The organism is Anabaena sp. UHCC 0187 (genome assembly GCF_009712035.1).
In the GTDB taxonomy this organism is placed as follows: Bacteria; Cyanobacteriota; Cyanobacteriia; order Cyanobacteriales; family Nostocaceae; genus Dolichospermum.
In genome coordinates this window covers 36004-59974 of sequence record NZ_VILB01000011.1, presented here as the reverse complement: position 1 = coordinate 59974, position 23971 = coordinate 36004, and the positions used below count along the sequence as shown (strand labels likewise).

Sequence of the window (23971 nt, the reverse complement as noted above, 5' to 3'; positions counted from 1 at the left end):
AGCGGGATGTATCTCTTCTTGATCTCGTTTATCGCCCAAGCCTACGAGAAACTCTTTCGCTTTTTGCAAGAATTCGTTAACCATGATCTGTGTCCTTATTGTCGTGCATCTGGTACTTGAGTGAGATCTCGACCTGTGGTGCGTCCGTTATAACCTTGGAAGTCTTGATACTTTTGTGCTTCTGATTCGGGAACACGAATACCACCTGGGGGCGGAGTTACCCAGTGAGCGCGGTTTTGATCATCGCGGTAATATACGCGCCCATTTTTAGAGAGGTAATATTTGCCTTTTTCTCCTGTTCCTTGAGCGTTTTTTTGTTTGTTATAGAGATAGTAAAGGGCTGCTGCTCCTCCTAAAAGTGCAACTTTCTGACCTGTGGACAATCCTTTTTTAGCTTCGGGTTGATTAACTGGAGAGCGATCGCTCATGGTTCTACCTGCTGTATCATCAACAGGTGGGGGTACTGATGCTTTTTGAGAACCACCGCCACAGCCAGTTAATAAAAGAACTGAAAGTAATGTTGACAGCAGTATTGCTTGCACGCGTAAGCCGAGTTTACGCTCTTTATCTATAGTCTTCATTCTTTATTTCCATAATTTAGGACTTTTTTATCTCCGTACAGATGCCAAGGCAGATTTGAGCTTTTGGTTGTTTTTTCGTCCCTAGAAAAGCACGGGCATAGCATTTATGTGTAATCATGAACTATTTTTTTCAGTCTTCCATCTTTCTGCTGATATAAGCGAATCTAATTTCTTACCTCTGAGGAAATATGCAATTAAGTTTCTTGGTTTAGGGTATTTACGGTATAAATACTGAATGTTTATTTATTTCTGTAATCAGTATTTTCATTGGTTAAAAATACGATAATTTTCTCTAAAAAAATATTGATTTTTGTCTTATTTACATCAAAATAGTCAATATTATTTGAACTTTGTCCAAGTAACAAATAAAATACTTATAATATCTTTTTAGTTAATTAGGATACTGAATATGAACACCCAAGCCAAGAATTTACAGACTTTATATGCTAAAACTCGCTTACTGCTTGCATTGTGGGATTTGGGAGGAAGTCAGCAGAAAGTGGCTAGGGGTAAATTGACGAAGCGGATAGACTCCAAGAGTCAGAATAAAGCGGATTATCAAGCTATTTTAGAGGATTTAGAAATGCAGGGGGCTGTTACTGTTACTAAAAAGGGTTCTACAATTAGTTATACTCTCACGTCACCGACGGGCTTAAATGTGTTGAAAGCGGGTTTGCGTAGTGATGAGTTTGAGTTTAATACTAATCTTGGTGCTTGGGTAGGAAATTCTTTGTTGCGATTGTTGCGTCAGATTGATGTTGTAGTAGCTGCGCCGGTTGTGTCTGGTGGTGCGGTGATTGGTTCTTATGAGGAGTTTAAGTCTGTCGCGTTGGATGTTTATGACAAGTTGAATAGGGACTACAATCTGAATGATTTAGTAGCAATTTACAGAATTAGGAGAGAAATAGGAGATCGCGTGAGTCGTGAAGATTTCCAAAAATGGCTATTGGAAATACAGGAGAACGACATTGTGCAGCTAATTGCTGGAGAAATACCAGACTTGACTCCTGATAAACGTGAAGATTCAATTACCATTCCTGGAGCCGGATTGCGGTCTTACGTAAAGCGTTTAAGTTAATTAAATTGCCACAAATCCCCCTTGTAGTACCTCACACTATACAAAATAACCATGACAAATATTTCTGTCTCTCCAATAGAAGCGGTCAATGCCGCCATTCAAAGTCACAATCCATTTACTAACGCTGGAATCACTAAAGAACAGGATGTCTGGGGAAAGGGATTCCCCGATGTACCAACCCTAAACGCCCAAGTTTCTGATAAAGTTTTTCAGGCAATTGAATTAGTACGTACCAGCCAATCCAGTCAAGAGAAAGTTACATCAATTACGATTACCGCACAAAAAGGAGTTGGTAAAACTCATCTTCTCAGCCGTATTCGTCATAGATTAGAACGAGAAGGAGGTGCTTTATTTGTCTATGCGAGCGTTAATAACTATACCGATTTAAGTCTAGTTAAATATCAATTTCAGCAAACTTTAGCAGATAGTCTTAGTAAAACTGGTAGTCAAGGGGTGATGCAATGGCAGGAAGTAGCAGCAGCAATCGCAAATGAGGGCTTTAAAGCCATCAGCACCAATGCTCCAAACCTTTCTGCACAAGATTTGTTGGAACGATTTGATAAAGTTTGTATAAGTTGGTCAGCTAAAAACAAAAATTTAATGGACAGGCTGATCAAAGAAGTTCTCAAAACAAAACTAAATGCAGATCCCTATATTGTCCGAGCTATTTTGTGGACGCTTTCAGAAACTCAGGCAACTTTTGCAATTAAATGGCTAAGAGGTGAGGAATTAGCAAAGTCTAATGCTGATGTTCTAGGATTACCAAATCCCAGTAAAACTAATCAAGATAGAGAAGCTGAAGCACTCAAGAATATTCAGCAAATTTTAAATTTAGTTAGTCAATACAATTCTATTGTCATTTGTTTCGACGAAATAGATGTTAAAAACAATTGTACTGATAATGGATTATCAACAGAAATTGTCATAGCCAATCTAGTCAAAATTCTGCATGATACTCTCGAAAATTCTGAACTAGGTAAAGGTATTGTAATTCTCACAGTAATGCTTCCTGAAACTTGGAAGGACAAGATTTTAGAGATACCAGGTGGTACGCCTGATAGACTTTCAAAGTATACGGGACGGAAACCGATAGATTTAAGAAATATTGATGGTGATTCTCTAGTTGAATTAGTAACCCTTTGGCTGAAGGATTTTTATGAAATTAGGAATTTATTACCACCTCAAAAAACCTACCCTTTTGAAGAAATTAATCTTAGGGAATATGCAAAAAAAAGACCAACTGTTAGGGAAGCTTTATCCTGGTGTGCAGAAAATTTTAAAGTTGAGGTTAAGGTTAATGACAGTATTCTACCCAAGGAACCATTAAAGCGATTTGAAATAGCATTAAAAATAGAGAGTGAGGCAGATATTGGAGATTATCTGGATGAGAAGAATAATTCTATCATTGCTGATGCTTTACGCTTTTGTTTTCAAAGTTTAAAAGGTTATAAATTAGAAGGTGAAACTCCTACAGGAGAGAAATTAGAACAAGTAATAATCGAAGATATTACTGAAATTGAGCCACAGTCAATTAATCAAGGTTGGATAAATTTCAAACTTGTTGGCAAAGAAAAAGACAAGCTGTTCAAAATTGGTGTAGCCGTTCTACAACACTCAAATGGACGTACAGTAGGAGCGGGAATGTGGCGTTTAATCGACTATGAAAGATTTGACTTAACACGAGGCTGTTTAGTTCGTTCTAAAGAAAAGAAAATTCGTAAAGCTTGGGATTCTTACACTTATCTCAATAAACTTGTCAAAGAATATGGTGGAGAATGGGTATCTTTAAATAAAGATGAAATTCGACCACTTATTGACATCTATTCTGTTTATCAGAAGCGCGACAGTTATCAACTTAATGAAGAACAAGTGCTGGAGTATGCCCAAAGTTTAACTCGTATTAATCCGTTATTACTGGAAATTTTGAGTGATCCTTCTGGTCAAATAGATGAAGAAACTTTAGAGGGAGAAGAACTATTAAATGATTTCTCAAAAAATCCATCCCTTACTGAAGAAATAGACGATACAGATGATTTGAGTGAATTATTTAATTAAGCATGATTAAATCAGTTTTGATTGATAAAGCCCTATGTATTTCTACTCTCGATTTTGAGGCTTTAATACAAGGGCGAATTATTGTAGCTATTCCCCAAACATTGCTAAATTCAGGGCAGAAATTTGCACTTTATCCTGTTGATGATTCAGCAAATCAACTTTCAATTCAAAAATACTATCGCTCAAGTTTTTTACTTACTGCTCAAACTGCTATCAAGCAGGTTAATTCTGAGACAGTTTCAATTAAAACTTGGGCTAAATGTGAACGTTGTCAAATGCTAGATAAAACAACACCATTAGATATTTTATCTCAATTAACAATCTGGAAACCAGAAAGATTTGAGGAAATATTACAAAACCGTCCGCATTTTTTTCTGGCTTATTTGCGCGTTTATCATTTACCTCAGTTTATTGAAGTTCCAGCTAATCCAAATATTCAAGATAAATTAGGTAAGTTTGTAGGTTTACCTAACATTTCTGCTTCCGAAGATAAACCCGTATTAAGTGATCAGGTTTTTATTCGACGCAAACAACAATTAGAAAAACGAGAACCTCCCCTACATCCTGAACTAGAAAAATTGCAAGTTGCATTATCACAAATAGTCAATAATAACCCAGCAGCAGAACAATTAGAAAATGAAATCAAAGTATTTTTAGGTTGGAGTAATGAAGCAACTACCAATACAATAGATGCTGATTTAGCTTGGATAAAAACAATTGCTGCTTTAGGAGATAGAAGCATAGAACAAGACGAAGGAAAAAGTAATTATCAAGCAGGTACAGACTTTGAAAATGTAGTCCGTCAAAGCCTTGAATTTTTAGGTTTTATAGTTGATTATTTCCATAAAGGAGGTGCTGGAGGAGTAGATGTATTTTGTTCATACCCTTATCCATTAGTTTCCGAATGTAAATCAGGTAAAAAAATTCCTAATACCACAGCAGTACAGCTACTAAACTTAGGAATGCTTCGCTTAAAAAGTCAAGAACTATTTAAGCAAGCAACCAAATTAATTATCGGACCAGGTGAACCTACAACCCAACTAAACGACGCAGCAAAAGTACAAGATATGGCTATTATTAACCCAGAAACATTAGAAAAACTAGTTCAACTGCAAAGTAAATATCGTAATTCAATAGACTTATTTAAACTCAAAGAATATTTAAAACCTGGTCAATCTGATCAAGAAGTTGAAAAATATATTGTACAAGTAGAACAGGATATTAAATTACGTTCAGAAATTATCAAAACTGTCAAAGAACTCTCTGCACAAAATAACGATAATTTACAAATAACCCATCAACAGCTAACAGTTACAGAAATTCGTGTTCATTACAACGCAATTAATAAGCAAAATTTAACAAATGAAATAACTCATGATTTATTAATAGAACTATCATCACCATTAACAGGTTATTTAGGAAGAGAAAAAGGAAATGATGGGAAAACAGATAAATTTTACTATTTGCGAGACTTATCAATTAATTAAAAATTACTATTCTCTCTTCCGTCCCCGTTCCCCCGCCTAACCCCCAACGATAATTAATTACGGTTTCAGCACGTTAGCGGGAAACTGTCCTTGCACGTTACCAGCGGGCGCATAATTACAGACGACATAGAAAGCGTTGAATTTAGTGCCATTCATCGTTTTAGTGCCTTGTGCTGCACCACAACCTAATTGGGTACTACTCTTCCACACGACCTGGGTAAAATGCCCAGTGGCGCTAGAAAACCCAGGATTATTGTAGTTATAAGCGGAAACTTCGTCGTACCAACTCTTAATTGCTAAATTGGCAAGAGTGGCTGGGTCTACTGAGGTAGCCGTAGTGTAGTAAACATACAAATTTTCTCCAGCATTATTCCGTTGACTGGGGGTGCTATGTTGAAACAATCCATTGGTCGCCAGGTATTGCGCCCAGCTTTGAGCAGTATTATTGATTGAACTACTAATTGCCATGCTAGGACTACGGTGAATAGCTCGATAACTGTTATGTTTAGATAAGGAAGCTGTACGAAAAGTATCTAAATTAATAGATGTCTGCGCTAGAACGGGTTTACTACTGATGGGAATCATACCTGCAAATTGAGATGGAGCTATTCCTGTTAATATGAGAGTTAAAGCTGTACCTGTTGTTAGAGTTAAAGTTGAAAAGAACTTATTCATGCTTTTATCTTTCCTATTTTTTGAGTAAGTAGATTATCATCTCTACAATAACAAATAAAGCCCATCCTCTAATAAGAAACTATATTATTATGGTTGAGTCAAACTCCGCTTAATTCAACCTAGGAAATACAAAAAACAAGATCCCCGACTTCCTAAAGAAATCGAGGATCTCATTAATTAACGAAGAGAATTTTATTAACCGAGAGAAACAGTTAAACTGCCAGGTTTAGCCAAATCACCAGTTAACACCACACCCCGATTATTACTGTGTAAATGACGGAGAATTTTGTAAATTGCTTCAACTTCCTCAGCAGCGCCGGCAATATCTGCAACTTCAGAAATAGAAAGTGCTTTTTTCTGAGTTTTTAACACTTCTAAAACTCGGTTTTGTAAATCCAGAATCACAGCAGCGGCTTTTTTACCAGCTTCCACACCTGGTTGATGATAAGCATTGACATTTACTAAACTGGCATATAAACCTACAGCCCGTTCATACAATGCAATCAACGCGCCCACAGTGCGAGCATTAACTTGAGGAATACTGACTGTAATGGAATCGCGGTGATTCTCATACAATGCTTGACGAGTTCCTAACAAGAAACCACAGAGATAATCACCAGAAGTCACACCAGGATCAACTTCTACGGATTTTCCTTGACGATCTTCCAAAACTTCAATCAAGGTGGCAAAGAAGTTGGGGACACCTTCGCGCAACTGTTGCACATAGGCGTGTTGGTCGGTTGAACCTTTGTTACCATAAACTGCAATCCCTTGATATACAGTTTTGCCGTCTAAATCTTTTTCTTTACCCAAAGATTCCATCACCAGTTGTTGCAAATAGCGGCTAAATAGCAACAAGCTGTCTTTGTAAGGGAGAACCACCATATCTTTTTCACCTTTGCCATTTCCGGAGAAATACCAAGCAAGGGCTAATAAAGCGGCTGGGTTGTTTTTGAGATCAGCGACGCGGGTGGCATCATCCATTTCTTTTGCACCATCCAGCATGGCACGGACATCAATGCCCTGTAATGCCGCAGGTACTAGCCCGACAGCGGACATTTCCGAGGTACGTCCACCCACCCAGTCATACATGAAGAACCGGGCTAACCAATTTTCAGATTTGGCGACTTTATCCAAGTTGCTATCTTGTCCAGTAATAGCGACTGCATATTTAGCAAAGTCTAATTTTTGGTCTGTGTAGGCTTGTTTGACCTCAATCATGCCGTTGCGAGGTTCGGGAGTGCCTCCAGATTTGGAAATTACTAATACCAAGGTTGTGGCTAGTTTATTGCCAAGTTGGGCAAGAACCCGATCAATTCCGGTGGGGTCGGAATTGTCAATAAAGTGAATTTGTAAGGGAGGTAAGTCCGGGGAAAGGGCTTCAGCGACAAATTGGGGACCCAAGGCTGAACCACCAATACCAATGGAGATGATATCTGTGAAGCGGCATTCCTTGGGGGGATGAATGGACCCGGTGTGTACCTGGTCGGCAAAAGCTTCGATTTGTTCTAAAGTTTGAACTATTTCTTGGGTGAGTTCGGGGGTGGGGGCTAAGTCTGGATTCCGCAACCAGTAATGTCCTACCATGCGGTTTTCGTCGGGATTGGCGATCGCCCCTTTTTCTAATTCTGCCATATCCGCAAACGCTTTGTCAAATTTAGGCTGCAATGATGCCACGAACGCATCATCAAACCGCATCCGACTAATATCTAGATATAGTCCTAATCCCTCGTGTAAATATAACCAATCTTGGTATCGTTGCCAAAGTGCCTGAGCATCCATATATGGGAATCTCAAATAAAGTGTTGGTCAAACACAAGTTTAATGTATGGTTTTGGCGATCCCTGCTTTGTCTTATACAGTTTTTAATAGAATAACGAATATGGGGATATTAGGTTCATATTGCTTTACACATCTGGCATCGGCACAACACGCAGGAATTTGACTATTTCTCCCCTAATTTCTATAGCTATCAAGTATTTATCTAAACTAAAGCGAAAAAAAATCCCTTCCTGATCAAGCTGTCGCAGTTCTGGGAGGTTATGGGGCTGTAATTTTTCGGCTAAGGTAACAAAGACAAAATTATACACCTGTTCATAGGCAGCAGGTTCTAAACTTTTAAGGTCCATTAAAAAAGACCTAGCGTAACGCACTTCGTGATTCACTAACCATTACCTAGATTCAAAGGGATTGGGAAGATAGTCTGATCCAGGATTTACGCAAAAATGGCGTAAAATACCTGGTTTACCCTAGGGTAAAAACATCAATTGTTTGGTAGCTTCTTCTAGAGTTAGCATATCCCACGGTTGCTGAAATTCCTTAAGTTCTTCTATAGCCTTAAGCATATAAAAGTCATAATGGGAAGCTTCTATAATATTCCAAACGCCATACAACTCCTCCTCAGCTAGTTGTTCAATGAGATGGTGCATTCTAATCCGTAGTAAGTTCATATATTTGTTACCATTTAATACCATTTGACTTTTTATATTAAAACAGTAATCCTCAATAATCTTCAAGATAAACTACAATTTATGGCACTAAGAAGCAGGGCAGCAAATAAATAATTACCACTAACCACTGACAACTGACTAACCTATGATTGAATATCTGATTTTTCTGGCTATTTCTACTGCAACCTTTGCCCTATTTGGACTAGGACTCAATTTACAGTGGGGTTTTACGGGTTTAATTAACTTTGGTCATATTGCTTTTATGACTTTAGGTGCATATACAACAGTTTTGTTAAGTTTGAAGGGCGTACCCTTGCTGCTATCAGCGGGAATTGGGGCAATTGTTGCCGCAATGCTAGGTTTATTAATTGGTTTTGCGACTCTGCGCTTACGTGAAGATTATCTTTCAATTGTCACTATTGGTACAGGTGAATTGATTCGATTGATCGTCAATAACCAGGAGTTACCTGTGGGTAATGCGTGGATATCGGGATCTTTCGGTGTGCAAAGTTATGTTATCCCTTTATCAACAACTCCCAATTTATTTTTCCGCTTGGTGATGATTGGGGTATTAACTTTATTAACAGGAATTACATTATTTTCTTTGTGGGGTTGGGTGCGAACTGCTCAAATTTCTGCCCGTAATATTACAATTAGAAATAGCAGTATTCGACAAGAATTTACTTCGCGGTTGATAGTGGGAATTGCTTTAGGATTATTAGCTGCTGCAATTTATATTTCTGGTGTGATCGGACTGTATAATTATAATCCCAAAGCGGGTTTAATGTTGTTTGTGTTGTTAATTTTGGCTTTTGTATTTTGGCGGTTAGAAATTTTAGTCCGTTCTCCTTGGGGAAGAGTGCTAAAATCTATTCGTGAAGATGAAGAAGTTCCCAAAGCATTAGGAAAAAACGTCTTTTCCTATAAACTACAATCATTAATGTTAGGTGGGGCAATTGCGGGAATTGCTGGGGCGTTCTTTGCTTGGCAACTAGGAGCAATTTATCCTGATAATTTCCAACCTCAACTGACATTTGATGCCTGGATTATGGTAATTTTAGGTGGTTCTGGGAATAATTTGGGGACTATTTTAGGTGCAGTTATTTTCTTTACCTATGATGCCCTAACTAGGGAATTTTTACCCAAAATTGTTCCCCTAGATGTAGAACGCATAGGTGCTTTTCGGATCATGTTTATTGGGTTACTTTTAATGGTGTTGATGATTTGGCGGCCTCAAGGTATTTTAGGGAAAAAGGAGGAACTGACTCTTGGTAAATAATATCGAATCACCCCAATTACCTCTATTAGCTGCAACGGGGCTTTGTAAAAGTTTTGGCGGCATTAAAGCAGTTCAAGAAGCTAATATTGAAGTTATCAAAGGGAGTATTACTGGATTAATTGGTCCCAATGGGGCTGGGAAAACTACTTTATTTAATTTACTTTCTAATTTTATCCGTCCAGATAAAGGTAGAGTCATTTTTGATGGTGAACCTGTTCATCAATTACAACCATACCAAATTGCCCAACAGGGATTAGTGAGAACCTTTCAAGTTGCACGGGTTTTATCGAAGTTATCAGTATTAGAAAATATGCTTTTGGGGGCGCAAAAACAAACCGGTGAGAACTTTTGGCAAGTGCAATTTCAACCCCACATTGTTGCTAAAGAAGAAAAGCAATTAAAAGAACGGGCAATGTTTTTATTAGAGTCAGTAGGTTTAGAAAAAAAAGCCGCTGATTATGCCGGTGGTTTATCTGGAGGACAACGGAAACTTTTAGAAATTGGTCGAGCGTTGATGACTAATCCTAAGTTAATATTGTTAGATGAACCTGCTGCTGGCGTAAATCCCAGGTTAATTGATGAAATAAGCGATCGCATTTTAGCGTGGAATCGTCACGACGGCATGACATTTTTGATTATTGAGCATAACATGGATGTAATTATGTCCTTATGTGATAGAGTTTGGGTATTAGCTGAAGGACAAAATCTAGCCGTTGGTACACCTACAGAAATCCAAAATAATACCAAGGTTTTAGAAGCATATTTGGGACAATAATATTGTATTAAATATGCCCAAAAAAATTAGAGAACTGAAAAATTTATTACTGCAATCAGGTTTTACTTGTCGGACTGGAAAAGGTAGTCATACTAACTGGTATCATCCTTTGTTATCTGGGAGAGTTACTATATCAGGTAAAGACGGAAAAGATGCGAAGGAATACCAGGAGAAAGACGTTAATAACGCTATTAAAAGAATAGAAGAAATTAAAAAAGCTCAAGAGGAAGCAGAAAATGAATAATCATTACACAATCATTATTCAATGGTCAGAAGAAGATAAATGCTTTGTGGTAAGTCTTCCTGAATGGGGAGAGTTTTGTCATACCCATGGAGACACTTACGAAGAGGCTTTAAAAAATGCTCAGGAAGTTTTAGAAATGCTGATTTCATCTTATTTAGAAGACGGACAACCAATACCCGAACCGCAAATTGTCGGAAAGTCATTAACAGCAGCTTAATTTTAAGTAAATAAAGTTAGAATTAAAGAATCAATCTGTAGGGGTAAAGCACAATCCTAAACCCTGACAATATTTGAGAATAAAGAGCATTTTTCTGTTCCCTGTTCCCTATTCCCTATTCCCTGCCCCCTGTGAGTAACCGTAACCTACAAGAAACCCATTTAAACCGCGCCCGTGCTAGTCTCAGACAAGCATTATCTTGGTATGGATATCTCCGTAAATCGGGACAAATGGCAGCAAATCCAGAATTGGCAAGTTTGCTAAAACCGGAAATAGAAGCCTTAAATACCACCCTCAATAAATTAGATGCAAATGTCATCAGAATTGCCGCTTTTGGTTTAGTTAGTCGGGGAAAATCAGCAGTCTTAAACTCTTTGTTAGGGGAAAAAATTCTGCAAACAGGACCTTTAAATGGTGTCACTCAATGGCCGCGTTCTGTGCCTTGGAAGCCCGGAGATAAGGTATTAGTTGAATTAATTGATACTCCCGGTTTAGATGAAATTGCCGGAGATGCACGGGCGCAAATGGCACGAGACGTAGCGCGTCAGGCTGATTTAATATTGTTTGTGGTTTCTGGGGATATTACTAGAACCGAATATCAGGGATTATTAGAATTACGTCAAGCCCAAAAACCCTTAATTTTAGTATTTAATAAAATTGATTTATATCCAGAAACAGATAAAAATGCAATTTACAAAAATCTCCAACAATTAGGGGCAGGAAATATCCAAAATAAGCCTTTATTACCCGATGAAATTGTCATGATAGCGGCTGAACCTGCACCCATGGAAGTTAGGGTAGAATATCCAGATGGAACTATTAATTATGAATGGGAAAACCCACCACCTCAAGTAGATGAATTAAAGCAAACAATCTTAACTATCTTAAATAGAGAAGGACGATCTCTTTTAGCTTTAAATGCACTAATTCAAGCTAGGGAATCGGAGCAAAATATCGCCGAAAAAACCATTGATATCCGCGAGAAAGAAGCAGAAGATATTATTTGGCGATTTAGTCAATATAAAGCCCTCGCTATTGGTTTAAATCCCATTGCTTTTTTAGATATGATTGGTGGTTTAATTACCGATTTAGCTTTAATTCGAGCTTTGGCTAAATTGTATGGTTTACCCATGACTAGCTATGAAGCCAGTAAATTATTAAAAACAATTTTATTTAGTTCTGGTGGTTTATTATTAAGCGAAATCGGTAGTAGTTTTATATTAGGTTTAGGTAAAAGTACCGCAGCCATAGCTAGTGGTGATAATCCTCTTAATATTACTACTTTTGTGGGGAGTGCTATTACCCAAGGGGGAATTGCTGGTTATGGTGCTTACACAGTCGGTAAAGCTGCACAGTTATATCTAGAAAAGGGCTGTACTTGGGGACAATTGGGTGCTAATACTGTCATTCAAGAAATATTATCACAAGTTGATAAAAATACTATTTTGTATCGCTTACAGCAAGAATTAGGCGGTAACTTTGGTGAAGGTTAAAAGTTTTGGTTGGTAAATTACTAAGCTGAAGGCTTTTGTGTTATCGCAATTCAAATATTAATGGTTCTTGACTAATGGGTGGTTCGGTGGAAACTGCCACCACATGATCCAAGGGAATAATAATTGTTTTTTGGGTATTGACTGCTAAAAATTTTTCATGCAATTCCCAGGAAATTTGTAATTGATTGTGATTAATAAAAGTCATGTTCATAGGTTTTCTCCTTGATGCTTAAACAATGTAAAATGGGGAAAAAGAATTTCGATCACTGCCTCTCATAATGCAGATTTTCAACCATCTTTTCAATCATCAAAAACAACTATTACTCAAGAAATAGATGCAAATTTACTTCTTGGTTTACCAAACTCCTTAATTTCAGCTAGTAAAGTGAGTTACGCTAACTTACCAAAACAAAAAACTAAATACCTAAACTATGAGCAAACAAAAATTATTAGAAAGAATCACATTTGACCCCCAAATCTTTGACGGTAAACCAATCGTTCATGGTCGTCGTCTAGCTGTTGAACATATTTTAGGAATGTTAGCAACAGGAGATACTATCGAAACTTTGTTAGAAGGATATTTCTGGCTAGAAAGGGAAGATGTGCAAGCCTGTTTAGTCTACGCAGCTAATTAAAACATTGCAGTTATGAGTAATCAGATTTCTGATGATTATAGACATCTACTTATGGAAGTACAACAACGAATTCGTGCAGCCCAATACGATGCTCTCAAAGCAGTTAATCGAGAAATGATTAACCTTTACTGGGATATTGGCAAGATGATTGTTACCCGACAACAGAATGTTAATTGGGGTAAATCAGTCGTAGAACAGTTAGCAAAAGACTTACAAGCAGAGTTTCCAGGTATTAGTGGTTTTTCTACTCGCAATATTTGGAGAATGCGAGATTTTTACCTAACTTACCACTCTCAGGAAATTCTGCCACCAATGGTGGCAGAATTTGGATGGACTCACAATATAGTCAAATATTATGGTTTGTAGTCAGGGCTTTAGCCCTGATTTTGAGGACTAAAGTCCTCACTACGAACATTAATCCGAATATTTTCTATTTAGGTTAATTAAGAGAATATGATATCATTAAAAAATGATCAGATTAATCTAATTTTCAAGGAATCAGCAATACCATAAATATTCACCCAATTCAAAACTTCTGGAGTCAGTAGATTCAAAGATGCACCTTGATTAGCCGCTGCTCTGAGTAAGCATAAAACTGACTCCGGTACTTCATCAGAACTTAAACTATTCCAACACCCTTTTAACTCTTCAATTCGTGTTTGGGCTAATTCAAGTTCTTGGGTATTTTTAGGATAAATTACTTGTTTAATTTCTTTATCTAAGCGTTGTATTCGTTGAACATTATGAGTAAATGCCTGAACCTTAGATAAAAGATTGAGCATTTCATGATTAGTGCTGGGCATATTTTGGGATAAGTAAATTTGCCAATTTGTAGATAATTGCTGTTCTAAGGTTTTTGTTAGATTATCTATGCCTTTTTTTAAAATCTTGGCATTAAAATTTTCAGTATCAATAATCCAATCTGGTGTTTTCCGAAAATTCTCTTCAGCATGGATAATAAAATTCAGAAGATCATCTAATTTTTTATCCAAGGTAATGTTACTAATACCTTTTTCCCGAAAAGCTTTTACAGCTTGAACAATTAGCTGTATATCTGTGACAAAATCACTAATTTGTTCTTCTCTAGTTTGAAAACCTTGGAGATTGTTTGCATAATTTTGCAGTGCATTTTTACGCTGAGATAATTCAATTAGTTCCTGTGATTTTTCTATCAACATATTATTTATCCTTTAATTTCTATCAGTAACTTACGTAAGTTAGCTAAACCATCCTGAATAGCTTGATGACTGGTTTCTATAGTTGCACCATCAGATTTTTCTAAATCACTAATATTTTGTTTGACTTCAGCTAAAGAAGCATCAAGAAAATTATTAGTATGTTTAATAAATTCCTCAGTATCTGTCATAGCTTTTTGATAATCTTCACTCAGATACGGAAGCAGCTTGGCTATTTCAGCATGACAATTTTCTTGCTCAGACTGTAACCGTTTCATTGATTCCATATAGCTAGAAGTAGCTGTCCGTCCGAACTGATTTAGTACCAATGTCATATCATCAAAGTTTTTCCTACCTCGAAACACCGCGGCTTCTCTGGCTTTTTCCATTGCTACTTTTAATTTATCAGTAACATCTTTTTTCTTAAAGTTATCTCCTAATTCCATTACTAAAGATTGGTAAAGAGCTAATTGTCTTTCTGTTTCTTCTAGAATAGCTTTTTCTAATAATTCATCTACCTGTTGACGGGATTTATAGATTGGTTGAAGAATATCACAATTAACATCACTGGGAATTTCAGATTGAGGTTGCCAAGATTTTCTAATTTTTTCTAATGGTTCAATAATTTGAGTTGAATCAATAATTTGAAACTGAGTCGAATAACCTTTAGTACAAGCAATCCGACTTTGGACAATATCTAATAAGTCTTGACGGTGTTTTTTGAGAGTATCAAATAGCTTTTTCCAACTGGAAGCGCGATTTACATTTTCCTGATTATCTATTTCCAGAAATAACGCGTTAATTAACTTGTCTAAGGAATTAGTATCATGTCCGGCCATTGTGGAACTTATTGATAACAATTCTACTGCTGCTGGGAGAGGATTCCAAGCTGCTCCAGACTCACGAGGATAACGACGAATTGCAGTTAAGACGTACTGACTCCATTTTTCTAGTTGTTTGCTGTAGGTGCGAAAATAGCGATCGCCATCTTTGAACTTCCAGTGTTTATAATGACTATATAGTACGATAGCTTGAAAAGCGATCACAGTTTCCCTGAAATCAACTTTATCATCTGGATTGAGAGGAAGGGTTAATTTAACTCCAGCAATGGTTTCTCTAGTAACTCTGGGACTATAAAAGACGATATTTCTTTGTTTGAAATATTTACTATAATTACTAGCAAATGTCTTTTCTAATAACATTTCATTATCCCACTCGATATACTGAGCAATAGCGGGAAAGATAAATTCACGGATATCTTTAGCTACTCCTTCTTGAGGGAGAATACTTTGATTATTCCAATTATTTAAAATCTCGATTTTTTTAGCTAAATTTTCGGGAATTCCTTCTAGTTTTATACTTGTGTTAACAACAGGTTTGGGTTCTGTTATATATACATTTTTTTGTTTTTGTTCCTCGACTGTAGTTGTAATTTGGGAAAGTGGCTTAATCTTTACTCCTATGGGTGGTAAATTAAAAGCTGTATGCAACTCCGTTGGTAAATCACAAAGTTCATCCCCATCATCCCATGAATCTAAAAGTACCTGACGACGATCAAAATTTTGTGGATCTTTAATATTTATATCCTGCTGAAGCATGGCACTTAGACGCATTTTACCAAAGTGTTTTTGCAAACTCACAGATGGAAAAATACCTTTTTGAATATCATCATAACCATTTTCTAAAGTGTATTTGAGGACATCTTTAATGAGAATACGGGGATTAAATTCTTTCTGATTAACTTTAGCAAACATCTGTTTTAAAGCTATTGCATTAAAGGGATATAACCCAATTTCATTAACAGCACCAAAACCAGCATGACAAGCTTCTCGATGTTCACAATCACGACAAGCATTTGTTAAAGATTCTGCATTTAAATCTGTTTGTTGATCAGAAATAGCCCAATTTAAAATTACTTCATTTTCTAAACGCACAGCATTCAGGTATTTAGATACAAACTCTTGAATATCAACTTGAGTAACTAAAGATTGTTCACCTATTTTTTCAACATCAAGATTGACACTGAAAGTAACACGCTGTTTCACTGTATCAATTAAAGCTTTAAAATAACCTGTGGTACAAGCTAAAGCTGTTCTCATGGCACATAAAGGTTTACTTCCTGGTTGTTGAGGTCTAGCTAAAACGGCTTCTAATAATTCTCTATCAATACCTTGTAATTTGGCAAAATCCTCAATCAGTAAAACTAATTCAATCCCTTGTTCTGCTAAAGTTTCCCGCACTTCACGCATTAATCTTTGTAAGTCTTCACGACCTAAATTCAAAACTTGAGTAATGGCTTCATCTAAATGCAGATTTAACCAATCTACGGTAATTTTTTTAATGTCGTCATTACTCCAAAGTTCAGTATAAAAACTGCGAGATTTTTCACTAGCTTTTTGAATATGATGAACATCATTGGGTAAATCATGAAGAGAAAATTCTCGTCGTTCTTCAACAATTTCTAATGTATCTCGATATCCGAGAATATGAATAACTAAACGGTGAATAATCCCATTATCTTTTAACCAATAATTTTCTCGGAAAAATGGATCATATAGTAGAGAATCTAATTCTTCAATCAGATAATTTTCTTCATCAGTTAGTTTACTTTTATCCCGTTTTCCATTATCACCAACTGCTGCTGCTAATTGATTAAGTAACTGAATTCGTGCTTGAGTTTCTGTTAATGTATTGGTTGCTCGATTTATCCGCTGACGATATTCATCAAATTTTTCTCCTTCCATCCCTTGGAGAATTAAATTAATGATATCTTTTAAATTAGTGCCAATTTTAGGAATTAATAAAACTTTTCTTTGAGGTGTTGATTGAATATTAGCTGCTAACCAACGAATTAAATGAGATTTACCTGTACCAGAAGTTCCTAAAACTGGTACAAAAGCAAAATCTTTTTCAGCTAAAAAGTCTTTAAGAAATTGCTGTTCATTATAAGGGACTCTTACTGAAGTATCTCTGATAAGTTCCTGAAGATACATTTTAATAGGATGATGGGTAGCCAAGAAAATGTGATTTTCTGCTTGTGTTGCTTCCACATCCATAACGCGACGGATATTTTCTGAATTCCAACAAACAAATTTTTCAAAAGTCATAATTTTTACCCTTTCCAGATAATGTGTGAAACTTTGCTATTATCATCAACTTCATTATTCGCTTTTGGAAGCAACATTAAATCAGCATCTGATTCTCTGAGTAACTGAATATAACCTTCATCTTGGAGACGAAATAAAGCGAAAGCTGTACTGGTAGATAAATAGTTAGGTTGACGAATACCAATATTTGCTTCTATTTGATCTCGAAATTTACCTGTTTCAAATAAAGGACACTTTTGGGCTAATCTATCAATAAATTCTCTAATAGGGAATTTTCTATTTTCTTGTTCAGAAAATAAATGTGAAAGATTACGTTTAATATAAGCCGTAGGATCAGGAACTATCACTTTTTTTCCTTCTAAAGCATGACCCCAAGCTAAACCCATGTAACACATCCAGTCATTCATTTGACCAGCAAGTGTACTACTAGACATTTTTAAATCTAAGGATTCGGAAACTCCTTGTTCAGTGACAACATATTGTAATTCTTTCCAATTTCCGGGGGAATCATATATATCTTGTGCCAAAAACCAAGCGCAGACAAGTGCAAAATCTTCTTCATCTTTATTATCAGATGCAAAAAATAAAGTAGCTAGAGTATCAGGTAATAAATGTTCACCTAATTCACGATTCCGGGCTTCTTTTGGTAATAGGGGATTGATAGATATCTCATAATCAATTTCTATTAACAGACCAGATTTAATACATTCTCTCAGGTTGTTATGCAGCATCGGGTGTGCTGCTTTTTTACCACTGGCTTTTTCTTCGGAAGAAAGAAGACGCTCAACCAATTTATTAGGAGAAAGTATTTGCTCTAATCTCTCTCTTTTCTCTTTCTGATATTCTGTATTTAGCAAATATCGAAAAATACCTTTAAATCTACTGGGTGTTGCTAAAGGTTCTTTAAGTACACTCATAAACTAATCTCCGTACAAAAAACTGCAAATTTTAATTGTTTTCCGGCAAAAATATCTATTAATCGTCGCTCAGGACGACTAGGATCTGGGGTATCTATTGGCAATAAAATAATCCGGGGAGCTTGAAAATTATTATTTATTGTTAAGTAGTTATCCGGTAGTTTCTCTCCTGGAGAATGAACAATTAATGTCGGAAGATAGGGCATTTTTAATGGTTGATATTTTTCCCATAAAAAAATAAAAGCATTGGGGATTATCTTGATATCTTCAGTTAAAGTTTCTGCAAACTCAGATGGAATAATCATATTTCTGATGCCCTGTTCTACAAACCATTTTAATACATTATTTATGGGTATTTTAGTATTTCTATTATTTAAAGATTCATAAAAAATCAGTAATAATTTGTTACCTGCAAGTAAGCGTTCTAATTCCTCCCCAACAAAAAAATTAGGTTCTTGCCAAACACGACTAGGGGAGGGCATAATTCCCGCAAAGGGTTGGATAGCTTTTTGCCGACAGACAGGACAACCTCCACAAGCGCGAGAAACTTTTACAACTTTTCTAGGTTGCGGTACATTGCGGGAAGAAATAGTGTAAGCTTCTGCAAAAATTTCTGAAAGACAACGCTTTGCTGTTAAAGCTTCTTTCATAAGTTTGAGATTTTGATAACTCCAGTTTTTACGTTGTAGTCGGACAGGTTCAACTTCATCTTCCCATGTGGATGGATCTAAATGTTTTTCATTGTGGATATTAATAATTCGAGTATTTTTGGAGATGTCCCAGTCTTTTTGAGGTTCTTCTGAATCAATATCAATTAATTTAACCCTTTGTAGTAATGTTAATGTTCGCAAATTCCAAGCTGTATTTTGCTCACTATTCATATCAATATCTCCAGGTTTCCAAGAAGGAGGTTTATTGATAGGAACTCGAAATCTACCATTAGTTAATATTTTCTTTGCGTCAAACATACTTTGCCAACGTTGTAAACCTCTCTCGATAGTTATGGCGGAATTTTCATTGATATCTGTAGCTATATCGTAATCTTTACTTGTATACAATGTCAGTGATAAACAAGCTTTACCGTCTCTTCCACCTCTACCTACTTCTTGATAAAAACGGTTAATATTTTCGGGAATACAAACATGAATAACTGCCCGCACATCACTTTGATCTACACCTAGTCCAAAGGCAGAGGTGGCAATAACTATGTCAATATTTTGTTCTCGCCAATTTTTGATTAATTGTGACCTTTCTTGCTCACTAGATTGACCTGTCATAATTGCACAACGTTTGAATTCAGCCTGATATAATTCCTTTTTTAAATTATTAACATCATCAACTTTTGTTGCATAAATAATTAGTGGTCGTGGTAGGTAATACAGTGATTCAATCAGTCTTTGTTTTCTCTTTTCTTCACTATCACACCATCTAAACCAGTAAGCAGGTTCTGGACGTAGTTGCACAGCAGAAATAACTTGTAAGTCTTCACCAAATAATGATTCTAGAGTATCTAAACAAGATTCAGTTAATGTTGCTGTGAGTAATAATGTGTTGAAGGAACTATAGTTCCATAAATTTCTAATAAAGCCTGGAAGTTCTTGAAAAGCGGGGCGAAAATCATTACCCCATTGCTCAATCATGTGGGCTTCATCAATCACAAAATATTGCAACATTCCCAGTTTTGCAGCCTCATAAATAGGGCGTGCAAGACTACCCATGAGGCTTTCTGGTGAGGTAAAAATTATTTTTTGAGTTCCTGCATGAATCCGATTGCGTATTTCTTGCTTCCTTTTTTGTCCCTCGAAAGAATCATGACTATAATATGCTGTGGGATGATAAATAAACTGTTTTAATGCTCGTTCTTGATCTATTGCTAGTGATGTTGTGGGGACAACTACCACAGTCAGACTACCATTTTTAGAACTTAACAAAGCTGGTAATTGAGCGCAAAGACTTTTCCCAGAACCTGTAGGTAAATTAATGATTAAAGTTGAGTTTTTTGGTGCAGTTAAAACTGCACGAATAGCTTCTCTTTGTCCAATGCTGAGATATTTATCTAACTGCATTATTTGTAGAAATGGATCACCAACTATTGGTTCATAGTTGCGGCGATTTTCTTCTTTAAATAAGGGTGTATCTGGGGGATATTGATCTGCAAATTTTAGCCATTGGGGTTGCCAAGGACGGGAACTAATGAGAAAGTATTCTCTATCTTCAGCTAGTATATTCATACCAGATTGTTCCCAAATATCTCGATTAGGAAAATTAGGTTTTCGAGGAATTTGCAGTAAAATTTGCGAATTCCCACCCTGTTTTTCATCCTCAAAACGCAGAATATGGCGAATTAAACTGGCAATATCCCCTACCCCAGATTGATTCCGCAGTGCGTTTAATAAACGTTGATAACACCCTTCTTGAAAATCGCTAGTATCTTCAGGGATGTTACCTGTGTGCAGAATTTCTCTCAGTTTGATAAATGAATCTGTCATTATTCACTTTCCTGATTTAGCTGTAAGTTTTGTCCAGAAACAATGATAAAACCTACAGAATCTAAGCGAATATGTGGTTGTCTAATTCCAGCAATAATTTCTTGGTTTAATGCTGTTTCTTCCAAAAGTTCTTGCTGTAATAGTGGATCATTAATTTGCTGTTCTTGATTAAATCTATTGATCCTTAAACGAAGTTGTTCTAATCTTTTACCAAGCTTTTCTTCGGCACGGTTAGCACTTTTTTCACACAATTCTTGAAAATCTGGACGTTGAGATAATAGATTTAAACTGGAATTACTAGCACGACGACAAAAATCAGCCCATTGACTAGGTTCAACAAAATCATCAAGAATAGATAGGCGATTTTTAGCTAAGTTGTAATCTCGATAGGGACTACCTTTAGCTTTATAAGGAGTTTGTAATATTTCCAGTAGTTCTACATCCTCAACAATGCTCATGGGTTCATGACGAGCATCAATAAATATGGTTTCTAAACTGGGTGCAAATAGTCCGTCTGCTAATCTTTGGATGGTTTTTAATTGAGCGGGGTTTTTAACACATTTGGCTAAGTTGGTTTCGATCACATAGTTGAATTGAAAACCAAACCATTCCCTCCCTGGACTAGCATCCCAAGATGGTGCAAATCTCCACATCGCAAAGCATTGTCCTCGATCATCCCAATTAATATAAGATGATAGGGAGTCAATAAATCTTTCACCAATTCGATAAAGATTAACTTCAGTATTTCTGTTAGCAACTCTGCGGTTAAAAGTGCCGATGTTATTTGTACAAGCTGCGAAATGAGTTTTTAGTTCATCTAATGATACCAAGGTATGTTTATCAGGATAATAGCTAATTACTCCTTCTTTATTCACATCTAAACTCCGCCGAAAGTTGATGGTTTGGCAAATCCAAGCTTCAGTTGCTTGCTGCATTCGTTGATGACAAGCATCATCATCATCTAATGTTTGAAAATATTCTGTTGCATTATCATCAAGGGCATCAATTTCATCAATTGCATATTGTTCATTAATCTTCAATAGTTCTCCTTGGATTTGTTCCTGGAGTGGCTCAACCATTGCTAATATTCCCGCAGCACTCAATTCAAACAAAACTGTTTCTAATTCTGGCAATTTTTCATCTATATAAAACTGTAAACTGGCAATTGATTGCTGAAAGATATTAAAACCATTTTTTAATAGTTGAAACCAAGCATTATGGGGACTGTCTTCTGAATAAATACCCAGAAATACACAAGATTGGAAATTGATTTTACTCCCAATGCGATCAAGTCTGCCGATTCTTTGCTCTAAACGGTTAGTTGATAAGGGAATATCAAAATGAATTAACCAGTCTGCAAACTGGAGATTATGTCCTTCTTCCCCAGAGCGATCGCATACAAGAATAAAGCAATTGGGGTTATTCTGGAAATCAGTTAAATTCTTCTCTAGCTTTGCTCGTGATTCCCCAATTTGATGACTAACTACTGCTGTTTCTGGGAAAGTCTGAATTAAATAGCGGACAATTTCTGTACAGGTTTGTCCAAAACTTGTAAAAATAACAAATTTGGGGAGAATATCATCAGAAACAGGCCGACGAATTCTCTGCTGTATTTTTGTTAGTAAATCTTGCTTATTTCGCCGCACCGATGGCGGTAGTTTGAAATAAATACCCAACTGATTTAACAGCATTGTTTGTAAATGATCAATCCTTTCTCCTTCTTCTGCACGTTGTTGAATCGTTTTCAGTAAGGATGTTAGAATCTCTTCTTCACCTGTAAACTTTGGTGTTTGCATCAAGATATTGATATCTTTTTCTCCAAACTCCTGCACAAGTTTTTGTAACTGGTTCTTATTGCCTTGACGGGCTGTAATTACCTGTTCTAAAATTCCTAACCAAGTCCCAGATGCTAGGAAAAATAGTAAATAAATCCGCTGATATTCCTGTTGATGAGGTGCAAGAGAACGCCATTGATCAAGAAGTTCGTGAATATCAATTGCTCGCTCGTCTAAATCATATTCTTCTTGAGGAACAATATTTCTGTCAAAAATAACATCTTCTACCGAAGCCCGACGGTTACGTAACATTCGCCGATGTAAACGATAGGTTTCGCTGATATGGATGCGAATAGACTGAATAATTGCATCTGTTTCCGTGGCTTTTGTTTGTAAACAATTTTCCAAATCATTCGCCAAACTTAATAAATATTTATCTTCTGCAAATAGGCTACGCAGCAGCTTAATATTAGATTTGATCACAAAAGGATTTGCACCTTCTTTAAAAGAGAAAAGAAGTTTACCAATCTGTTGACGATTTTCCACTCTGGCGCGAAACCCAACTAAATCATTGAGGTGATAGGTGTCAGGATCAAGCAGATGTAACATTGCCAAAAAATCTCTCTCATTACTGAGTACAGGAGTTGCAGATAATAAAAGTAAGCGATCACTTTTATGGGCAATATGTTTACAAAGTTCAAATATTTGACGTTCTCCAGAATTTTGAGAATTTGCCAAAGCTGCAATATGATGAGCTTCATCTATAATCACAAAATCAACTTTTACTTTGGGATTAATTTTCTGAAGTTCATCAATAGTAATGATGGCTACTCGCTTAGGAAAATGGGAAAGATAAAATTTTTGTTCTAATTCTTGTCGCCATTGCGCTACTAAATATTGGGGAACTATAATTACTGCCCGCCCTTTTGGTTCATCTAACAGGTATTGGCGCAGAATTACACCAGCTTCAATGGTTTTTCCCAGTCCCACCTCATCTGCTAACAAATAGCGTTGTATAGGGTCTTCTAGCACCCGCCGCACAACTTCAACTTGATGAGGATAAAGCTGAATATTTGCAGATATTAATCCTGTCATTCCCCGACAGACAGCACGTTGCGAAATCAGGGCTTGCACAAAAGTCAATCGTCTATCATAAAAATATGGTGTTTCATGAGCTTTGATTGACAAAGTTTCCATGGGGTTTGCTTGAGGAATATTGCAGCGCACATAAATTTCCTCTTCGCTGACAAAAATCACTTTTTTATCAGGTAAGTGAACTTCATATTCCTCAATTTCTTCATCCCAAGCCCAGATTCTACCTATTATCCAGACAGCTTGGCTTTCTAGCCAGATATAGCATCGAGTTTGACGTTGTAGCTTGGTTTTAGATAGGGCATTTAATAGGAAAGTTTCGGATATGCGTTGACTAACAGAACAGAAATACTCAACTGTTGCTTTTGTATCAGATACATCAACTACCTTTGCTACTCCTAAATTATTTGTCTGAGAATGCACTAATGAACCAAGCTGTATCATATT

Annotated in this window: 20 protein-coding genes and 1 pseudogene; 10 read left to right on the top strand and 11 right to left on the bottom strand. The window is 36.4% G+C overall.

All coding sequences use genetic code 11. The features are described 5' to 3' along the window. Window positions 1-95: 95 nt before the first annotated feature. Complete coding sequence (locus tag FJR11_RS09365) at window positions 96-581, bottom strand: hypothetical protein (RefSeq protein WP_168503428.1); 486 nt, start codon at window positions 579-581, stop codon at window positions 96-98. 409 nt (window positions 582-990) lie between these two features. Between FJR11_RS09365 and FJR11_RS09360 the strand changes: the two genes are divergently transcribed. The 3 genes from FJR11_RS09360 to FJR11_RS09350 are packed head-to-tail and all read left to right on the top strand — an operon-like array spanning window position 991 to window position 5201. Continuing rightward, complete coding sequence (locus tag FJR11_RS09360) at window positions 991-1659, top strand: hypothetical protein (protein WP_168503427.1); 669 nt, start codon at window positions 991-993, stop codon at window positions 1657-1659. A gap of 51 nt (window positions 1660-1710) precedes the next feature. Then, entirely contained in the window at window positions 1711-3714 is a 2004-nt protein-coding gene (locus FJR11_RS09355; RefSeq protein ID WP_168503426.1) for a P-loop NTPase fold protein, read from the top strand. Between the two features lie 2 nt (window positions 3715-3716). Continuing rightward, window positions 3717-5201, top strand: coding sequence for a DUF1802 family protein (locus tag FJR11_RS09350; RefSeq protein WP_168503425.1), 1485 nt, complete (start codon window positions 3717-3719; stop codon window positions 5199-5201). Window positions 5202-5258: 57 nt separating this feature from the next. Here the strand turns inward: FJR11_RS09350 and FJR11_RS09345 are convergent, their stop codons facing one another. The 4 genes from FJR11_RS09345 to FJR11_RS09330 form a co-directional block, all read right to left on the bottom strand. Beyond that, the gene (locus tag FJR11_RS09345; RefSeq protein ID WP_168503424.1) at window positions 5259-5876 is read right to left on the bottom strand and encodes a CAP family protein; all 618 of its coding nucleotides are present in this window, start codon (window positions 5874-5876) and stop codon (window positions 5259-5261) included. A gap of 195 nt (window positions 5877-6071) precedes the next feature. Beyond that, on the bottom strand, window positions 6072-7658 hold the full coding sequence (locus FJR11_RS09340) for a glucose-6-phosphate isomerase (RefSeq protein WP_168503423.1): 1587 nt from the start codon (window positions 7656-7658) through the stop codon (window positions 6072-6074). 125 nt (window positions 7659-7783) lie between these two features. Continuing rightward, on the bottom strand, window positions 7784-8041 hold the full coding sequence (locus FJR11_RS09335; RefSeq protein ID WP_168503422.1) for a cytotoxic translational repressor of toxin-antitoxin stability system: 258 nt from the start codon (window positions 8039-8041) through the stop codon (window positions 7784-7786). 84 nt (window positions 8042-8125) lie between these two features. Further along, entirely contained in the window at window positions 8126-8326 is a 201-nt protein-coding gene (locus FJR11_RS09330) for a hypothetical protein (RefSeq protein ID WP_168503421.1), read from the bottom strand. A gap of 145 nt (window positions 8327-8471) precedes the next feature. Here FJR11_RS09330 and FJR11_RS09325 point away from each other — a divergent pair, with 145 nt between their 5' ends. The 5 genes from FJR11_RS09325 to FJR11_RS09305 all read left to right on the top strand — a co-directional run bounded on the left by FJR11_RS09325 (window position 8472) and on the right by FJR11_RS09305 (window position 12334). Beyond that, complete coding sequence (locus tag FJR11_RS09325) at window positions 8472-9605, top strand: branched-chain amino acid ABC transporter permease (protein ID WP_168503420.1); 1134 nt, start codon at window positions 8472-8474, stop codon at window positions 9603-9605. Then, window positions 9595-10380, top strand: a complete 786-nt coding sequence (locus FJR11_RS09320) for an ABC transporter ATP-binding protein (protein WP_168503419.1) — start codon at window positions 9595-9597, stop codon at window positions 10378-10380. Before FJR11_RS09325 ends, FJR11_RS09320 begins: the two co-directional genes overlap by 11 nt. A 13-nt stretch (window positions 10381-10393) precedes the next feature. Beyond that, on the top strand, window positions 10394-10624 hold the full coding sequence (locus FJR11_RS09315; RefSeq protein WP_168493486.1) for a type II toxin-antitoxin system HicA family toxin: 231 nt from the start codon (window positions 10394-10396) through the stop codon (window positions 10622-10624). Then, window positions 10617-10841 (top strand): type II toxin-antitoxin system HicB family antitoxin, encoded by a 225-nt coding sequence (locus tag FJR11_RS09310; protein ID WP_168503418.1) that lies wholly within the window; start codon window positions 10617-10619, stop codon window positions 10839-10841. The genes FJR11_RS09315 and FJR11_RS09310 overlap by 8 nt, the downstream gene beginning before the upstream one ends. 131 nt (window positions 10842-10972) lie before the next feature. Next, the gene (locus FJR11_RS09305) at window positions 10973-12334 is read left to right on the top strand and encodes a GTP-binding protein (protein WP_168503417.1); all 1362 of its coding nucleotides are present in this window, start codon (window positions 10973-10975) and stop codon (window positions 12332-12334) included. A gap of 40 nt (window positions 12335-12374) precedes the next feature. Here FJR11_RS09305 and FJR11_RS09300 read toward each other — a convergent pair whose 3' ends face one another. Beyond that, entirely contained in the window at window positions 12375-12545 is a 171-nt protein-coding gene (locus FJR11_RS09300; RefSeq protein WP_168503416.1) for a hypothetical protein, read from the bottom strand. 220 nt (window positions 12546-12765) lie between these two features. On the opposite strand from FJR11_RS09300, the gene FJR11_RS09295 reads away from it, so the two are divergent. Then, window positions 12766-12969 (top strand): DUF433 domain-containing protein, encoded by a 204-nt coding sequence (locus FJR11_RS09295; protein WP_168503415.1) that lies wholly within the window; start codon window positions 12766-12768, stop codon window positions 12967-12969. Window positions 12970-12981: 12 nt separating this feature from the next. Continuing rightward, window positions 12982-13317: pseudogene (locus tag FJR11_RS09290) on the top strand (DUF1016 N-terminal domain-containing protein); the annotation flags it as partial. Window positions 13318-13442: 125 nt separating this feature from the next. On the opposite strand, the gene FJR11_RS09285 reads toward FJR11_RS09290, so the two are convergent. Genes FJR11_RS09285 through dpdE form a run of 5 tightly spaced genes read right to left on the bottom strand, consistent with a single transcriptional unit; the run spans window position 13443 to window position 23968 of the window. After that, window positions 13443-14147 carry a hypothetical protein gene (locus FJR11_RS09285; RefSeq protein WP_168503414.1) on the bottom strand — a complete coding sequence of 235 codons (705 nt, stop codon included), beginning with the start codon at window positions 14145-14147 and terminating at the stop codon, window positions 13443-13445. Window positions 14148-14152: 5 nt separating this feature from the next. Continuing rightward, entirely contained in the window at window positions 14153-17251 is a 3099-nt protein-coding gene (gene dpdH / locus FJR11_RS09280; protein WP_168503413.1) for a protein DpdH, read from the bottom strand. A 5-nt stretch (window positions 17252-17256) separates the two neighbouring features. Beyond that, a complete protein-coding gene (dpdG, locus tag FJR11_RS09275; RefSeq protein WP_168503412.1) occupies window positions 17257-18168 on the bottom strand; it encodes a protein DpdG in 912 nt (303 codons plus the stop codon). After that, entirely contained in the window at window positions 18165-20657 is a 2493-nt protein-coding gene (gene dpdF / locus FJR11_RS09270; RefSeq protein ID WP_168503411.1) for a protein DpdF, read from the bottom strand. The genes dpdG and dpdF overlap by 4 nt, the downstream gene beginning before the upstream one ends. After that, window positions 20657-23968, bottom strand: a complete 3312-nt coding sequence (dpdE, locus tag FJR11_RS09265) for a protein DpdE (RefSeq protein WP_168504153.1) — start codon at window positions 23966-23968, stop codon at window positions 20657-20659. Before dpdE ends, dpdF begins: the two co-directional genes overlap by 1 nt. Window positions 23969-23971 lie beyond the last annotated feature (3 nt).

What these genes read in the sequence shown, in the direction of transcription:
- FJR11_RS09365 (WP_168503428.1), bottom strand. Translation starts at nt 581, where the DNA reads ATGAAGACTATAGATAAAGAGCGTAAACTCGGCTTACGCGTGCAAGCA.
- FJR11_RS09360 (WP_168503427.1), top strand. Translation starts at nt 991, where the DNA reads ATGAACACCCAAGCCAAGAATTTACAGACTTTATATGCTAAAACTCGC.
- FJR11_RS09355 (WP_168503426.1), top strand. Translation starts at nt 1,711, where the DNA reads ATGACAAATATTTCTGTCTCTCCAATAGAAGCGGTCAATGCCGCCATT.
- FJR11_RS09350 (WP_168503425.1), top strand. Translation starts at nt 3,717, where the DNA reads ATGATTAAATCAGTTTTGATTGATAAAGCCCTATGTATTTCTACTCTC.
- FJR11_RS09345 (WP_168503424.1), bottom strand. Translation starts at nt 5,876, where the DNA reads ATGAATAAGTTCTTTTCAACTTTAACTCTAACAACAGGTACAGCTTTA.
- FJR11_RS09340 (WP_168503423.1), bottom strand. Translation starts at nt 7,658, where the DNA reads ATGGATGCTCAGGCACTTTGGCAACGATACCAAGATTGGTTATATTTA.
- FJR11_RS09330 (WP_168503421.1), bottom strand. Translation starts at nt 8,326, where the DNA reads ATGAACTTACTACGGATTAGAATGCACCATCTCATTGAACAACTAGCT.
- FJR11_RS09325 (WP_168503420.1), top strand. Translation starts at nt 8,472, where the DNA reads ATGATTGAATATCTGATTTTTCTGGCTATTTCTACTGCAACCTTTGCC.
- FJR11_RS09315 (WP_168493486.1), top strand. Translation starts at nt 10,394, where the DNA reads ATGCCCAAAAAAATTAGAGAACTGAAAAATTTATTACTGCAATCAGGT.
- FJR11_RS09310 (WP_168503418.1), top strand. Translation starts at nt 10,617, where the DNA reads ATGAATAATCATTACACAATCATTATTCAATGGTCAGAAGAAGATAAA.
- FJR11_RS09300 (WP_168503416.1), bottom strand. Translation starts at nt 12,545, where the DNA reads ATGAACATGACTTTTATTAATCACAATCAATTACAAATTTCCTGGGAA.
- FJR11_RS09295 (WP_168503415.1), top strand. Translation starts at nt 12,766, where the DNA reads ATGAGCAAACAAAAATTATTAGAAAGAATCACATTTGACCCCCAAATC.
- FJR11_RS09285 (WP_168503414.1), bottom strand. Translation starts at nt 14,147, where the DNA reads ATGTTGATAGAAAAATCACAGGAACTAATTGAATTATCTCAGCGTAAA.
- dpdH (WP_168503413.1), bottom strand. Translation starts at nt 17,251, where the DNA reads ATGACTTTTGAAAAATTTGTTTGTTGGAATTCAGAAAATATCCGTCGC.
- dpdG (WP_168503412.1), bottom strand. Translation starts at nt 18,168, where the DNA reads ATGAGTGTACTTAAAGAACCTTTAGCAACACCCAGTAGATTTAAAGGT.
- dpdF (WP_168503411.1), bottom strand. Translation starts at nt 20,657, where the DNA reads ATGACAGATTCATTTATCAAACTGAGAGAAATTCTGCACACAGGTAAC.
- dpdE (WP_168504153.1), bottom strand. Translation starts at nt 23,968, where the DNA reads ATGATACAGCTTGGTTCATTAGTGCATTCTCAGACAAATAATTTAGGA.